This window comes from Candidatus Phyllobacterium onerii (genome assembly GCF_028331445.1).
Classification (GTDB): Bacteria; Pseudomonadota; Alphaproteobacteria; order Rhizobiales; family Rhizobiaceae; genus Phyllobacterium; species Phyllobacterium onerii.
Genome location: NZ_JAQMHX010000016.1, coordinates 65,353 through 79,857 on the forward strand (window position 1 = coordinate 65,353; position 14,505 = coordinate 79,857).

At 58.4% G+C, this 14,505-nt stretch carries 12 protein-coding genes; all 12 read left to right on the forward strand.

What is annotated here, in order from left to right; translation table 11 throughout:
- Nucleotides 1-252 precede the first annotated feature (252 nt).
- The 12 genes from efeU to repB all read left to right on the forward strand — a co-directional run bounded on the left by efeU (nt 253) and on the right by repB (nt 14,351).
- Nucleotides 253-1,086, forward strand: coding sequence for an iron uptake transporter permease EfeU (efeU, locus tag PHA01_RS25090; RefSeq protein ID WP_271899008.1), 834 nt, complete (start codon nt 253-255; stop codon nt 1,084-1,086).
- A gap of 30 nt (nt 1,087-1,116) precedes the next feature.
- Nucleotides 1,117-2,307 carry an iron uptake system protein EfeO gene (gene efeO / locus PHA01_RS25095; RefSeq protein ID WP_271899009.1) on the forward strand — a complete coding sequence of 397 codons (1,191 nt, stop codon included), beginning with the start codon at nt 1,117-1,119 and terminating at the stop codon, nt 2,305-2,307.
- A 5-nt stretch (nt 2,308-2,312) separates the two neighbouring features.
- Complete coding sequence (efeB, locus tag PHA01_RS25100) at nt 2,313-3,620, forward strand: iron uptake transporter deferrochelatase/peroxidase subunit (protein ID WP_271899010.1); 1,308 nt, start codon at nt 2,313-2,315, stop codon at nt 3,618-3,620.
- A gap of 11 nt (nt 3,621-3,631) precedes the next feature.
- Nucleotides 3,632-4,459: an iron uptake system protein EfeO gene (gene efeO, locus PHA01_RS25105; RefSeq protein ID WP_271899011.1), complete on the forward strand. Its 828-nt coding sequence runs from the start codon at nt 3,632-3,634 to the stop codon at nt 4,457-4,459.
- Between the two features lie 395 nt (nt 4,460-4,854).
- Nucleotides 4,855-5,427 (forward strand): GbsR/MarR family transcriptional regulator, encoded by a 573-nt coding sequence (locus tag PHA01_RS25110; protein WP_271899012.1) that lies wholly within the window; start codon nt 4,855-4,857, stop codon nt 5,425-5,427.
- Nucleotides 5,428-5,431: 4 nt separating this feature from the next.
- A complete protein-coding gene (gene cydD, locus PHA01_RS25115) occupies nt 5,432-7,204 on the forward strand; it encodes a thiol reductant ABC exporter subunit CydD (protein ID WP_271899013.1) in 1,773 nt (590 codons plus the stop codon).
- Nucleotides 7,204-8,892 (forward strand): thiol reductant ABC exporter subunit CydC, encoded by a 1,689-nt coding sequence (gene cydC, locus PHA01_RS25120; RefSeq protein ID WP_271899014.1) that lies wholly within the window; start codon nt 7,204-7,206, stop codon nt 8,890-8,892. The genes cydD and cydC overlap by 1 nt, the downstream gene beginning before the upstream one ends.
- Nucleotides 8,893-8,976: 84 nt before the next feature.
- Nucleotides 8,977-10,554: a cytochrome ubiquinol oxidase subunit I gene (locus PHA01_RS25125; RefSeq protein WP_271899015.1), complete on the forward strand. Its 1,578-nt coding sequence runs from the start codon at nt 8,977-8,979 to the stop codon at nt 10,552-10,554.
- 6 nt (nt 10,555-10,560) lie between these two features.
- Nucleotides 10,561-11,715: a cytochrome d ubiquinol oxidase subunit II gene (cydB, locus tag PHA01_RS25130; RefSeq protein ID WP_271899016.1), complete on the forward strand. Its 1,155-nt coding sequence runs from the start codon at nt 10,561-10,563 to the stop codon at nt 11,713-11,715.
- A gap of 15 nt (nt 11,716-11,730) precedes the next feature.
- Complete coding sequence (cydX, locus tag PHA01_RS25135) at nt 11,731-11,856, forward strand: cytochrome bd-I oxidase subunit CydX (protein WP_271899017.1); 126 nt, start codon at nt 11,731-11,733, stop codon at nt 11,854-11,856.
- Nucleotides 11,857-12,106: 250 nt separating this feature from the next.
- Nucleotides 12,107-13,306, forward strand: a complete 1,200-nt coding sequence (gene repA, locus PHA01_RS25140) for a plasmid partitioning protein RepA (RefSeq protein ID WP_271899018.1) — start codon at nt 12,107-12,109, stop codon at nt 13,304-13,306.
- Nucleotides 13,307-13,388: 82 nt separating this feature from the next.
- On the forward strand, nt 13,389-14,351 hold the full coding sequence (repB, locus tag PHA01_RS25145) for a plasmid partitioning protein RepB (RefSeq protein ID WP_271899019.1): 963 nt from the start codon (nt 13,389-13,391) through the stop codon (nt 14,349-14,351).
- Nucleotides 14,352-14,505 lie beyond the last annotated feature (154 nt).

The following is a 14,505-nucleotide window of genomic DNA, read 5'->3' on the forward strand; positions in this document are numbered from 1 at the left end:
GGAGGGTATCGGCCAGCGCAATGCAATTGTGGAAAGAATGTGGCGGCGCAGGGGGCCTTCTCGACATTAGGTTGCATTCGATTGTGGATTGAAACAATCAACATATTGGAATAATTGACAAATTTCCTCCGGTTATTCCTTAGAATTCTTCTAATATATTGTTATTGCTTCGTTTTTCGCGACAGTCTATGACTCCCGCGGCGCCAAAGCGCGTCTCGAAGAGACGTCAAGGGTTGGCCGAGGGTCTGATCTATGCTGGTTCCATTCCTGATAATGCTGCGTGAGGGCATCGAGGCGGCCCTGATCGTGGGCATTGTCGCGAGCTATCTGAAGCAGACCGGTCGAGGCGAATGGATGCCGGCGGTTTGGGTCGGGATTCTGCTTGCGATTGCGCTGTCGCTCTTCGTCGGAGCCGGACTGCAGATGGTCAGCGCCGAGTTCCCCCAGAAGGCACAGGAGTTCTTCGAAGCCATTGTCGGGTTGATTGCCGTCATCGTCTTGTCGTCGATGGTGTTCTGGATGCGCAAGGCGGCGCGCTCGATCAAATCGGAACTGCATCATTCGATCGACTCGGCGTTTTCGCATTCGACAGGACAGGCCCCCGCGCTGATTGCCATGGTGTTCTTCGCCGTGGCCCGCGAAGGGCTCGAATCGGTATTCTTCCTGCTCGCCATTTTCCAGCAGAGCACCAACAGCGATGCGCCGCTTGGCGCGCTTCTCGGCATTCTGGTGTCGATCGTGCTTGGCTACGGCATCTATATGGGCGGTATCCGCCTCAATCTGCGCCGGTTCTTCTTCTGGACGGGTCTTTTCATATTGGTGGTCGCCGCCGGGATATTGGCGGGCACATTGCGGCATTTCCACGAGGCGGGTGTCTGGAACAGCCTGCAGACAGTCGTCTTCGACCTGAGCGGCGTCCTGCCGGTCAGCAGCCCATTGGGTACGTTGCTCTCCGGAATGTTCGGCTACCAGGACATGCCGACACTCGGCGAAGTCATCGTCTATGTCGCCTTCCTATCCATCAGCTTCTTCATGTTCCTGCGTCCAATGGGCAGTCGAACAACTGCCGCGCAACCTTCTCATTGATCGCCTCTCATTGACCGAAAGAAATTTTATATGACGCAAACCGCCGGCTCCAGTTCTCCCCGCCCTTCATCGCAAAAGCTGATGAAGCTGGCGGTTGCGGGGGCCGCGCTTCTCGTCGTTGCAGGCGGTGTGGCTTTCTACTATGCATCGAAAGGTTTGAAATCGGCGGGTTCAAGCGGGGCTATCACTGTCACGATCAATGACAGCGCATGCGATCCCAACGAGATTACGGTTCCGGCCGGGCGCTCGACCTTCACCATCGTCAACAAATCCAACCGCGCGCTTGAGTGGGAAATCCTCGACGGTGTGATGGTTCTGGAAGAGCGCGAGAATATCGTGCCGGGCTTTACCCAGACGATGCAGGCAAAACTCAAGGCCGGAACCTACGAGATTACGTGCGGCCTGCTCAACAATCCGCGTGGAACCTTGCACGTCACGCCATCGGCCGAATCCGAAGCGGAGGCTGCGCGGCCGGCGCTTGTATCGTTTATCGGTCCGCTGGCCGAATTCCAGGTGTTCATGGCGATGCAGGCGAATTCGCTGGTGAAGGCGACGAAGGCTCTCGATGACGCGATCAAGGCCGGCGATCTCGAAAAGGCGCGCGAATCCTATCAGAAGGCGCGTGCTCCCTATAAGCAGATCGAACCGATGGCCGACCTCTTTGCCGATCTCCACAACGCCATCGATCCGGTCGCGGACTATCTCGAAAAGCGCGAGGAGGATCCAGGTTTCACCGGCTTCCATCGTATTGAATACGGTCTTTACGCCAAGAACAGCCTTGACGGGCTGGCGCCAGTCTCGGCGAAGCTGCTGGGCGACGTGACGGCACTGAAGGACCGGATACGCGGGTTGCGCATTCCGCCCGAGCAGATCGCCAAGGGCGCGGGACGGCTTGTCGGGCAGATTGCCGATACGAAGATCACCACGGGCGAAGATCATTACGCACAGACCGATCTTGCCGATTTCGAAGCCAATATTGCCGGGGTTTCGCGGATGATGGCTCTGCTGAAACCGGTTGCGGTGCAGGCGGCGCCACAGGTGGTGGCCGATATCGACAGCCGCCTGACAGATACCAGCAGCGCGTTGACTGCACTCAAGGGTCCGGACGGCTATCCGGCCTACGACAAGGTGAGTGCGGATAGCCGCAAGGCACTGGCGCAGAAGATGCAAGGGCTGGCCGAGGCGATCGGCAAGCTCAATGCGGCCGTAGGACTGGAGTAACGGCGATGACAACCAACGACAACAAACTGGTGACAACACGGCGCAACGTGCTTTTCGGCGTCGGTGCCGCAGGCAGCGCATTGGCCACCGGGCTGACCACGGCACGCGCGGCGGAAAAGCAAGGGGGACAGGTCACCGATGCGCCGGTCAGCGACAAGACGCAGGAGCGCCAATCATTCTATGGTCTGCACCAGGCGGGCATTGTCACGCCGCGCCCGGCTGCAGGCATGATCGCCTCGTTTCACGTTTTGGCGGAAACACCGGCAGACGTGGAGCGGCTGTTCCGGACGCTATCGGGCCGCATCGCCTTTCTCATGCAAGGCGGCACGCCGCCAGAACTGGACGACAAGCTGCCACCGGCGGATTCGGGACTGCTGGGGCCGGTGGTTCCGCCGGACAACCTGACCATCACGGTTTCGCTCGGTTCGTCGTTCTTCGACGACCGCGATTGGCTGGCGCCGCACAAACCTGCGCGTCTTTCGCGCATGAAGGCCTCCCGCAATGACGCGCTGGATGCCGATCTGTGCCATGGTGACCTGGCGTTGCAGATCAGCTCGAACACGCCCGATACGAACATTCACGCCCTGCGCGACGTCCTGAAAAACCTGCCGGATCTGATGGTGCTTCGCTGGAAGCAGGAAGGCTCGGTGCCTGTCCTGCCGCCGAAACCGGACGGAGCCCACGAAAGCGCGCGCAATTTCCTCGGCTTCCGCGACGGTTCGGCCAACCCCGACGCCAACAATGCTGCACTGATGGACAAGATCGTCTGGGTGCCGGAGAACGGGACCGAGCCTGAATGGACGCGCGGCGGCTCCTATCAGGCAGTGCGCATCATCCGCAATTTCGTCGAACGCTGGGACCGCACGCCGCTCGGCGAACAGGAACGCATCATTGGCCGCAAGAAGGCGACTGGCGCACCGCATGGCGGCGGAAACACCGAGCATGATGTGCCTGACTATTCCCAGGATCCGGAAGGGACGGTGACGCCGCTCGACGCGCATATACGACTTGCCAATTTTCGCACGAAGGATTCCGAGGCAAACCTCATTCTTCGCCGCCCGTTCAACTATTCGAACGGGGTGAGCAAATCCGGCCAGCTCGAACAGGGGCTCCTGTTCATCTGCTACCAGGCGGATCTGGAGAAGGGCTTCATCACGGTGCAGCGCCAGCTCGATGGCGAGCCGCTCGAGGAATACATCAAGCCGATTGGCGGCGGCTTTTTCTTCACGCCACCCGGCCCGCAGGACGAAAGCGATTTTGTCGGCCGGACATTATTGGAAGCAGCGGGTCACGACGTGGTCCGCAAATCTTAAGGGGACTAAGGATGAAACTCAAACTTGTACTGTCTGTCAGCCTGTTGACACTTGCAGCTGCAGCTTTGCCGCGAATGGCAAATGCCGAGGTTGCACCGCTCGATCTCGTTCAGCCAATTGCCGACTACAAGATCTACGTGTCGGAAAACCTTGAAACACTCGTGACCGACACCAAGGCGTTCACGGATGCGGTCAAGGCAGGCGATGTGGACAAGGCCAAGTCGCTCTTCGGTTCGACGCGCATGAGCTACGAAGCGATCGAGCCGATCGCAGAGTTGTTCAGCGATCTCGATGGTTCGATCGATTCGCGCGCCGACGATCATGAAAAGGCCGAGAAGGATCCGGAGTTCACCGGTTTCCACCGTATCGAATACGGCCTCTTCACCGAAAACAGCACCAAGGACCTCGGACCATTCGCCGACAAGCTGATGGCCGATGTCACCGAACTCAACAAGCGCATTACCGATTTGACCCTGCCACCCGAGAAGGTTGTCGGTGGTGCGGCCGCGCTGATGGAAGAAGTTGCGGCGACCAAGATTTCGGGTGAAGAAGATCGCTACAGCCATACCGATCTGTGGGACTTCAAGGCGAACTTCGATGGCTCGCGCAAGATTTTCGATCTCGTGCGTCCGCTGGTCGAAAAGGAAGACAGCGCTTTCGTGACCAAGGTATCGGGCAATTTCGACACGGTCGATACGACCTTGGCCAAGTACAAGACGGCTGACGGCTATGAACTCTATGACAAGCTCACCGAAGATGACCGTGCCGTGCTGGCTGCTGCCGTCAACACGCTTGCCGAAGACCTGTCGACGCTGCGTGGGAAGCTGGGTTTAAATTAGTCCGCTGACCAACGATGCCAATTATCTCTCCCCTTGTGGGAGAGAAAGCGATTTCAGCATCTCAGCTTTTGCTAAGTGCTAGAAATCGCAAGTGAGGGGATTTACAGTTTGAGGTGATGCTATCCCCTCTCTTGGATTTTCTAAGGATTTAGCGAAAGGGCTAAATCCAAGAAAATCCTTTCTCCCCCACAAGGGGGGAGATAAACGCGGCGCATATGTACATTTTTCTGGCCCGGCTCGATCGTTCCGATCGGGCCGGGCTTTTTGTTGCATCTTTTGGACCCCCTCCCTCACCTTCCCTGTGCACTCCAAATCCACACTCTTGCAAATTTACGATTTATTAAATATCGTAATTTCAGTAATTACTGAAATGACAGTTGCAACGGGATAAGCTGATGAATCTACCGCCGCTCGTTCAATCCTTCGTTCTGCACTTCGGTGAAATGGGAAGCCGGTGGGGAATCAACCGCACCGTCGGCCAGATCTACGCCCTGCTCTATGTCTCGCCCGATCCGCTCAATGCCGAACAGATCGTCGATGCGCTGGGAATCTCCCGCTCGAACGTGTCGATGAGCTTGCGCGAGTTGCAGGCGTGGAACCTCGTCCTGCTTAAACATCTTCCTGACGACCGCCGTGATTTCTTCACGACGCCCGACGATGTCTGGCAGATTCTGCGTACACTTGCAGAGGAACGAAAGAAGCGTGAAGTCGATCCGACACTGTCCGTTTTGCGCGAAATCCTGATGCAGCAGCCAGCAAGCGACGCAGAACGCCACGCGCAGGCGCGGATGGGTGAGATGCACAACCTCATCGAGCAACTGACCAATTGGTACGACGACGTCAAGAAGCTTGAGACGGACCGTTTGGCGACCCTATTGACGCTGGGCGCGAAAGTTACAAGACTGCTGGAGGCGAAGGACAAGATCGTGTCCCTCGGCAGGTCGAAGCGCACTACCGAAAAAGGTTGATGGCATGGGACCCGCAGCACATTCGTCCTCGATAGCGCTCCGCACGCAGAGTGATTTTGCGGACGACAGTGCAGCGCTGCGGACCGCGTCATCAAATTTGGCGGAAAAATCCGCGAGTTCTCCTAGCGCTGCACGTGCCGAGAGGGTAGCGCCCCTCGTTCTGGTGATTGCATCTCTGTTGTGGCTACCGCAGGCTTTGCTCCTCGCCACGGGTGTGGGTAGCATCGTTGCCGGCAAAGGAATGGCGAATATCCACTGGCTGGTTCTTGGCGTCATTGTGATTGGCGTGTTCCGGGCACTGCTCGATGCGGTTGGAAGCCGGCTTGCTTTTCGCGCCGCCCGAGCCGTGTTGTCCACGAAGCGCGAAAAAGCTGTGGCGGCGCTGGCCCGGCGCTCACCGCTGGATATGGAGCGACCCGCTTCCGGTTTCGCTGCGAGTGTGCTGGCCGAGCAGGCAGAGGCCATCGTGCCCTATCTTTCGCGTTTTCGCCCGGCACGGCTGAAGGCCACGATTGTTCCCGTTGCTATCATGCTCTGTGTTCTGCCGTTGTCCTGGGCGGTAGCTATAGTCCTGTTAGTTTCCGCTCCTCTGATCCCGGTTTTCATGGCGCTGATTGGCTGGCGTGCCAAAGCGGCGAGCGAGAAACAGCTTGTCGAAATGGGCGGCATGAATGCGTTCCTGCTCGACCGGTTGCGCGGTTTGGGCACCATCCGTTCACTGGATGCCGTGGATTTGACCGCGCATCGCCTGCGCGACAATGCGCAATCGCTGCGGATACGTACGATGGCGGTACTTAAAATTGCGTTTTTGTCATCGGCAGTGCTCGAGCTGTTTGCGGCATTGGGTGTTGCCATGGTCGCCGTCTATGTTGGTTTCCACCTGCTCGGCCAGTTGAATTTCGGTGCCTGGGGCGGGCGTTTGAGCCTAACCGAAGGCCTTTTCATTCTTCTACTGGCACCGGCTTTCTTCGAACCGCTGCGTGAATTGTCCTCGGTCTGGCACGACCGGGCTGCGGGTGAGGCAGCGATGGAAGCGCTGGACGCGCTGTCCAACGATGGCGTTGTCCTGCCGGGTGCCAACAAGGGCGCTAGTCATACAACTGCGATCCATGCGGTAGTTCCGGGCGTCCAGGTTGAAGAGATCGCATTCCACCACAAGGGCAATAACTCGGCGGTTTTTGACGAATTCAGCTTCGATGTTTTGCCGGCTGAGCACATTGCGGTGCTGGGTCCAAGCGGCTCGGGAAAATCCACGCTTCTCGCATTGATAGCCGGGCTAGCGCCCTATGAAAGCGGGCGGATCGCAGTTGGAAACATTCCGCTCACGCCGGCCACTGCGGCAGAGCTTCGGACAGGCATTGCCTGGGTCGGACAGAAGCCGCATCTTTTTGCTGGCACGGTTGCGGACAATGTAGCGCTGGGCCGCCCGGAAATCGGATCCGATGAGATCGGAGCAGCGCTCGGCAAGGCCGCCCTGCACGACGTGGCCAATGCGCACGCAAACGCGCCGATCGGCGAAGGCGGATCCGGCCTTTCCGGCGGGGAAGTCTTGCGGCTTGCCTTGGCGCGTGCGGCGGCAAATCCGGATGCGGGGCTGATCCTCGCTGACGAACCGACCGCACATCTCGATACGGTCACCGCCAATGAAATCATGGATAGCCTGCTGAGGATCTCTGCCGGCAAGACGCTCATCGTCGCGACGCACGATCCTGTCCTGGCGAGCCGCATGGACAGGATAGTGCTTCTGCCGCCAAAAACACCCCAGGAGGGCGTGTAATGGCCCTGTGGAGCGCATTCCGGCCCATATTGGCGCTATTCCTCGCTGAGCGGCGCGCTGCTCTTCTGGCGGGCGCTTTGCTGGCTGCGGCAACCGTGTTCGCCGGTATCGCCCTGCTAGGCCTTTCCGGCTGGTTCATTACCGCCACGGCAATCGCGGGGCTCTCGTCAGCCACTGCATTCGCTTTCGATGTTTTTGCGCCTGCCGCAGCGATCCGTTTTCTGGCTCTCGCCCGCACTGCCGCTCGCTACGGCGAACGCTTGACCACGCACGACGCAACGCTTGGTGTGCTGGCGCGACTGCGCGAACAGGTCTTCCGCAATTGGGCTCAATCGCAAGCGGCCCAGAGGCTGTTGAAGCGTCCGGCAAGGCTGCTGTTTCGCCTGACTGCCGATATCGATGCTCTGGATTCGCTTTATCTGCGCATTCTCGTTCCCGCAGCCGTCGCGCTTTGCACGGCGCTCGCCATCAGCGTCGCTCTCGGGCTCATGCATCCGCTGTTGGGTCTTGCCGCAGGGTCGTGGCTGCTGCTGACCGGGTTCGGTATTCCGCTCATTGCCGCCCGCTTTGCAGCAAAACCATCGCGCCGCCGCGCTCACGCCCTGGAGACCCTGCGCTCGCGCACAATCGATCTCGTCGCCGGGCAAATCGACCTGATCATGGCCGGACGGCTTAACGCCCAGCGGACTGCGGTAATGGCTTCCGATCGTCGCCTCTCGCAAACGGATGATGCGCTCAATCGTATCGAGATGTTTGTCACAGCCGGTTTCGGCATAGCCTCGGCACTCCTGCTCGGCGGGACACTTTACACGGTCGCTTTATTGGTCAGCGGCGGGGTGATCGGTGGGCCTGTTGCGGCCCTCGGTCTGCTGATCGCACTGGCGGCGCTGGAACCCTTCGCGGGGCTGCGTCGCGGCGCGGTTGAACTCGGGCGGACCGTGCTTGCCGCAAAGCGCATCGGGCCGAACGTCGCCCCCCTCCCCTCCCCCGAACCACCGGTTTCGCCACGAGGTGAACTGGCTGTTCAGCTCGAGGATGTTTCGGTCTGCTACGATGGCTCACCCCTCCCCACGCTTCGGCATCTGTCACTGTCGCTTGTTCGCGGTGAACGCCTCGCGCTTGTCGGGGCGAGCGGTGCCGGCAAGTCCACATTGCTGGCACTGATCGCTGGCGAGCTTGCGGCGGCAGGAGGCAGCATTGAACGCCTTCCAGCAACTCTTCTGACGCAGAGGACAGAGCTCTTCCAGGACAGTCTGCGTGACAATCTCCGGCTTGCCGATCGAGATGCTGACGATGTGCGTCTTCTCGACGTTCTTGCTACAGCGGGCCTTGGAGAGTCCGTTGCCGCCCTGCCGGCAGGTCTGGACACCATGCTTGGCGAAGGCGGGTTTGGGATTTCCGGCGGTCAGGCCCGCCGTCTGGCACTGGCGCGGCTGCTTTTGCGCGACACGCCACTCTGGCTGCTGGATGAGCCGACCGAGGGTCTCGACGGAAATACAGCCCGCGATGTGCTGCGGCGCCTTCAAGCGCAGATGCAAGGCCGGTCCGTCGTCATCGCCACGCATATCAGGCGGGAGGCGATGATCGCCGACCAACTGCTGATTCTCGAACGCGGACGGATTGTCGGCGCGCCGCGACGGGGAGAACCGGAATTCGACGCTGCCCTCGCCGCGCTGCGGCCGGACTGAGGCAAGTCTGAGGCAGAAATTTCATTCGGCGTTCACTCCAGGTGAAGGCCGCTAACAGGGGGCCGGGGTGACCCGGTAAAAGTAATGGAACTCGATATCGTGGCGCTGTCGCGCCTGCAATTTGCGATCACAGCTCTCTATCACTTTCTCTTCGTGCCCTTGACGCTTGGACTGTCGATTCTCCTTGCGATCATGGAGACGGTCTATGTGATGACCGGACGCGTCATCTGGCGGCAGATGACCAAATTCTGGGGCACGCTGTTCGGCATCAATTTTGCTCTCGGCGTCGCCACCGGCATTGTCATGGAATTCCAGTTCGGCATGAACTGGAGTTATTACAGCCACTATGTCGGCGACATTTTCGGCGCACCGCTGGCGATCGAAGGGCTGATGGCGTTCTTCCTTGAAGCAACGTTCGTCGGGCTGTTTTTCTTCGGTTGGGACAAGCTTTCGAAGGTCGGGCATCTGGCGGCGACCTGGGCTGTGGCAGCGGGATCGAATTTCTCCGCGCTGTGGATCCTCATCGCCAACGGCTGGATGCAAAACCCGGTGGGTTCCGCCTTCAATCCGCAGACGATGCGCATGGAAGTCGTTGATTTCTATGAAGTTTTGTTCAATCCGGTCGCGCAGGCGAAGTTCGTTCACACAGTGTCTGCGGGCTACGTGACGGCATCGATTTTCGTCCTCGGTGTTTCGGCCTGGTATGCGCTCAAGGGCAGGCATATCGAGATCGCCAGGCGTTCGATGACTGTCGCAGCATCGTTCGGCCTCGCCTCGGCGCTTTCCGTCGTCGTCCTTGGCGACGAGAGCGGCTACCTCTCCGGCGAGCACCAGAAGATGAAGCTCGCAGCCATCGAAGCCATGTGGGAAACTGAACCGGCTCCGGCGGCCTTCACGGTCTTTGGCATTCCCGACACCGAGGCGCGCGAGACTCATTATGCCGTGCGCGTGCCTTGGGTGATGGGCCTGATCGGTACGCGGTCCCTGACCACCGAAATTCCGGGCATCAAGGAATTGGTGGACCGCGCCAGAGCCAATATCCGCAGCGGATTGCTTGCGTACGATGCGCTCCAGCGTATTCGCGAAGCGGGCAGCACCACCGCAGTCGGTCAGGAGGTGCGCGACGCCTTTGAGACGAACGGCGGCGACCTTGGCTATGCGCTGCTGTTGAAGCGCTATGTGGATGATCCGCGTCAGGCGACCGATGAACAGATCGAGAAGGCCGCCTGGGACACGGTGCCGAATGTGCCAACGCTGTTCTGGTCGTTCCGCATCATGGTGGGTCTGGGTGTGTTCTTTATCCTTCTCACGGCGACGTTCTTCATCCTCTCCATACGGCGCAAGATCGATGCCTATCCCTTCCTGCTGCGCATTGCGGTGTTTGCGATCCCCCTCCCCTGGATTGCAGCGGAACTCGGATGGGTCGTTGCCGAATCCGGCCGCCAGCCATGGACTATCGAAGGCATATTGCCGACGGCGGCCGCGGTTTCCAATCTCGGAGCGTCTTCGCTGCTTTTAACCATCGCCGGATTTGTCGTGATCTACACGACGCTTTTCATCGTCGAGATGGGGCTGATGCTCAAGGCAATCAGGAAGGGTCCGGAACCCGACTTCGAGCCAGAAGCAAAGCTGATTTCCCCCAACATCGTGCCAGCGGAGTAAACGATCATGATCCTGCATCAATTTATCGATTATGAAACCTTGCGCGTGATCTGGTGGCTGCTGATCGGCGTCCTCCTGATCGGCTTCGCCATCACCGACGGCTTCGACCTCGGCACCGGTACGCTGCTGCCGTTCGTCGCAAAAACCGATATGGAGCGGCGTATCGTCATCAACACGATCGGCCCGATCTGGGAAGGCAACCAGGTCTGGCTCATCGTTGCTGGCGGAGCGATCTTTGCCGCCTGGCCGCCGCTCTATGCGGTATCCTTTTCGGGCTTCTATCTCGCCATGTTCGTCATATTGGCATCGCTTATCCTGCGCCCCGTCGGTTTCAAGTACCGGTCGAAGCGGGATAGCGACACATGGCGCGCTGCCTGGGATTGCGCCCTGTTCATCGGCGGCTTTGTGCCGGCGCTGATCTTCGGTGTGGCTATGGGCAATGTTTTGCAGGGCGTTCCCTTCCGGTTTAACAATGACCTTCGCATCTTCTACGAAGGCTCGTTCTTCGGCCTGCTGAACCCGTTCGCGCTGCTGTGTGGTCTCATCTCGGTCGCTATGCTGGTCATGCATGGCGGCGCATGGCTGGCGTTGAAGACTTCAGGACCGGTGGCGGAGCGTGCACGCAGATATGGCGGTATTGCCGCGCTGATCACCATCATCCTGTTCTGCCTTGCCGGGCTGTGGGTATGGGCTGGAGTCAGCGGCTACCGCATAACCAGCCCTATCGACCCTACAGGCGCGTCGAACCCCCTTATGAAAACCGTCGTTGAAGAAAGCGGCGCATGGTTTGTCAATTACGGCAGCTATCCGGTGCTTCTCCTGGCACCGGTCTTTGGCTTCATTGGTGCGGCTGGCGCACTTGTCGGGCTGAGAGCAAGATGGGAGATCGCGACAATCCTTTCGAGCGCGCTGTCGATCTTCGGCATCATCTCGACGGTGGGCGTCTCGATGTTTCCGTTTATCCTCCCGTCTTCGCTCGATCCGAGATCCAGCCTGACCGTGTGGGACGCATCGTCGAGCCATTTGACCCTGTTCATCATGCTGGTTGTCACGGTGATCTTCATTCCGCTGATCGTCGCCTATACGAGCTGGGTCTACCATGTTCTTTGGGGCAAGGTCGACGAGGACACGATCAACGACGAGAGCGGTCACGCTTACTAACGAAAGGACAAGAACATGTGGTATTTCGCCTGGCTTCTCGGACTGCCTTTCGCCGCCGCCTTCGCTGTACTGAATGCGATGTGGTACGAACTGGTGGAAGACGACAAATCCCGAAAGAACGCGGCAAAGAAGGAGTCTTAAGGGTATCCCTCGCCACATGATCCGCTAATATTTACTGCGGTAAAATCAGCGGATTTATCGAGGAAAAACAAATCTGTGTCACTCCGGCGTTCACTCGCCGAAATGGAAGGTCGTGCAGTAAAGTTGTTAGCTTCACACGCGTTAACCTTTTGTTAACCTAAAAAATCTTGCCGGATCAATCGAATCGGAGCTTAATAGCGGTTCTTAAAAGGATTGCTTTGAAAAAGCGCTATTAGAGGTTTCGATTCCGATGAACATCGCAATGCCTCTGCCAAAGTTCGAGTTCGATGACAAGATCCTCGATCAGGGTGCGGAGATTTCTCGCCGGCTGAACCAGCTTCGGATGGAAAAATTTCCACCGAATGCGAAGAAGACATTGCGGCAGTTCTCCATGGCCGAGGTAGCGCACTATCTTGGCGTGACGCAGAACAATCTCAAGCGCCTGCACCTCGAAGGAAAAGGTCCGGTCCCTGCCCAGGTATCGTCAGGCCGCCGTTCCTATACGGCCGAACAGATGCTCGAGTTGCGTCATTATCTCGACCGCAATGGCCGCACCGAAGTGAAGAAGTATGTTCCGCACCGCAAGCAGGGCGACAAGCTGCAGGTCATCGCTGTCGTCAACTTCAAGGGCGGGTCGGGCAAGACGACGACTGCGGCACATCTCTCGCAATATCTGGCGTTGACCGGCCACCGCGTGCTTGCCATCGACCTCGATCCACAAGCCTCGCTGTCGGCGCTGCATGGCTTCCAGCCGGAACTCGACCGGAACCTGTCGCTGTATGAAGCTATCCGTTATGACGACGAGCGCCGGCCCATATCGGAAGTTATTATTCCAACCAATTTTCCTGGTCTCGACATCATTCCCGCCAATCTCGAATTGCAGGAATATGAGTATGACACGCCGCTTGCCATGCAGGACAAGACATCGCGTGACGGCCGCCAGTTCTTCACCCGTATCGCCAGCGCGCTTGAGGAAGTGGACGGCCGCTATGATGTAGTGGTTATCGATTGCCCGCCGCAACTCGGCTATCTGACACTGACGGCCATGTCGGCGGCAACATCCGTATTGATCACCGTGCATCCGCAGATGCTCGACCTCATGTCGATGTCGCAATTCCTGCTGATGCTTGGCGGCATCCTCAAGACTGTCAAGCAAGCCGGAGCACGCGTCGAACTCGATTGGTTCCGCTACCTGATCACACGTTATGAGCCGATGGACATCCCGCAAGCCCAGATGGTCGGGTTCATGCAGTCCATGCTGGCGGAGGAGATCCTCACCAATCCGATGCTGAAATCGACGGCGGTATCGGATGCAGGTCTAACCAAGCAGACGCTCTACGAAGTCGAGAAAACGAGCTTCACGCGCACGACCTATGAACGCGCTATTGAGTCGCTGGACGCTGTAAATTCAGAAATTACAGCTCTCGTCCACAGAGCGTGGGGGCGCTGAAATGACAAGCAGCTTTACGGCGGTAAAAACAATGCTTTTTGCTTGTGAAATCAGTTTGTTAATCCGAAACGGGAGCAGATAGATGGCCCGTAAAGACATTTTTAGCAGCGTGATGAACCCAGCGCCAGCAAGACCTGAGCGCAATGATGCATTGTCCTATGTCGTCAGCGGCGCTTCGCGTTCGATCAAGAGTTCATTCGAAGAACTCGCCAAAGGCAGTGTTGTCGAACTCGACCCGGAACTCATCGACGGCTCTTTTGTATCGGACCGGATCGATGACGACGACGAGGCTTTTCAGGAACTGCTTGTCGCCGTGAAGGAGCGGGGCCAGGACTCGCCCATCCTGGTGCGTCCGCATCCCGCCGTCGCGGGCCGCTATCAGGTTGTTTTCGGACATCGCCGCGTCAAGGTGGCCAAGCAGCTCGGGCGACAGGTTCGTGCCGTCGTCAAGCCGATGGCCGACCAGGACCATGTGATCGCTCAGGGCCAGGAAAACGCGGCCCGGTCGAACCTGTCCTTCATCGAACGTACGTTGTTCGCCAAGCGTCTCGCTGACCTCGGCTACGATCAGTCAGTTATCAAATCTGCGCTTGCACTGGATGCCACGACATTTTCGAAGATGCAGTCGGTCGCGGCTCATGTTCCCGAGGCGATCATACTCGCGATCGGCTCGGCCAAGGCTACCGGGCGGGACCGTTGGTGGCAGCTGTCAAAGCTACTGCAGGTGCCGGGCAATGCCGAGAGTGCGGCAGACTTTACAAGATCGGATGATTTCGCGGCTGAAACCGGTGATGCGCGGTTCGCCTTGCTGTCGGATTTCCTGGCGAAATCGAAGCGCCCGGCGAAAGCCGTGGCACCGGCGGCCAAAGCCTGGGCGGCCCAGGACAAATCCGTGAAGGTGGAAATAAAGGATAGCGGCAAGGCATTCACACTGGCTTTGAAGGCGAAGAATGCCTCACGCTTTGGCGCATACATTGCAGACAACCTCGACGAGCTCTATCGGGCTTTCCAGGGGTCGCAAGCTTCAACCAAAACAGGAGATTAATCCGCAAAAGAAAAAAGCCCACCTCAACATCACTGTCTCGGAAGGCTTCTCTCATATCTCTAGCAGGATCGAGAATCGCATTTCCCCGAATCAGTGTCAAGACTTTTTGACGTCGTTTTGGCGAGTGGATTTCTTTTGCCTTTAGAAAGGTGAG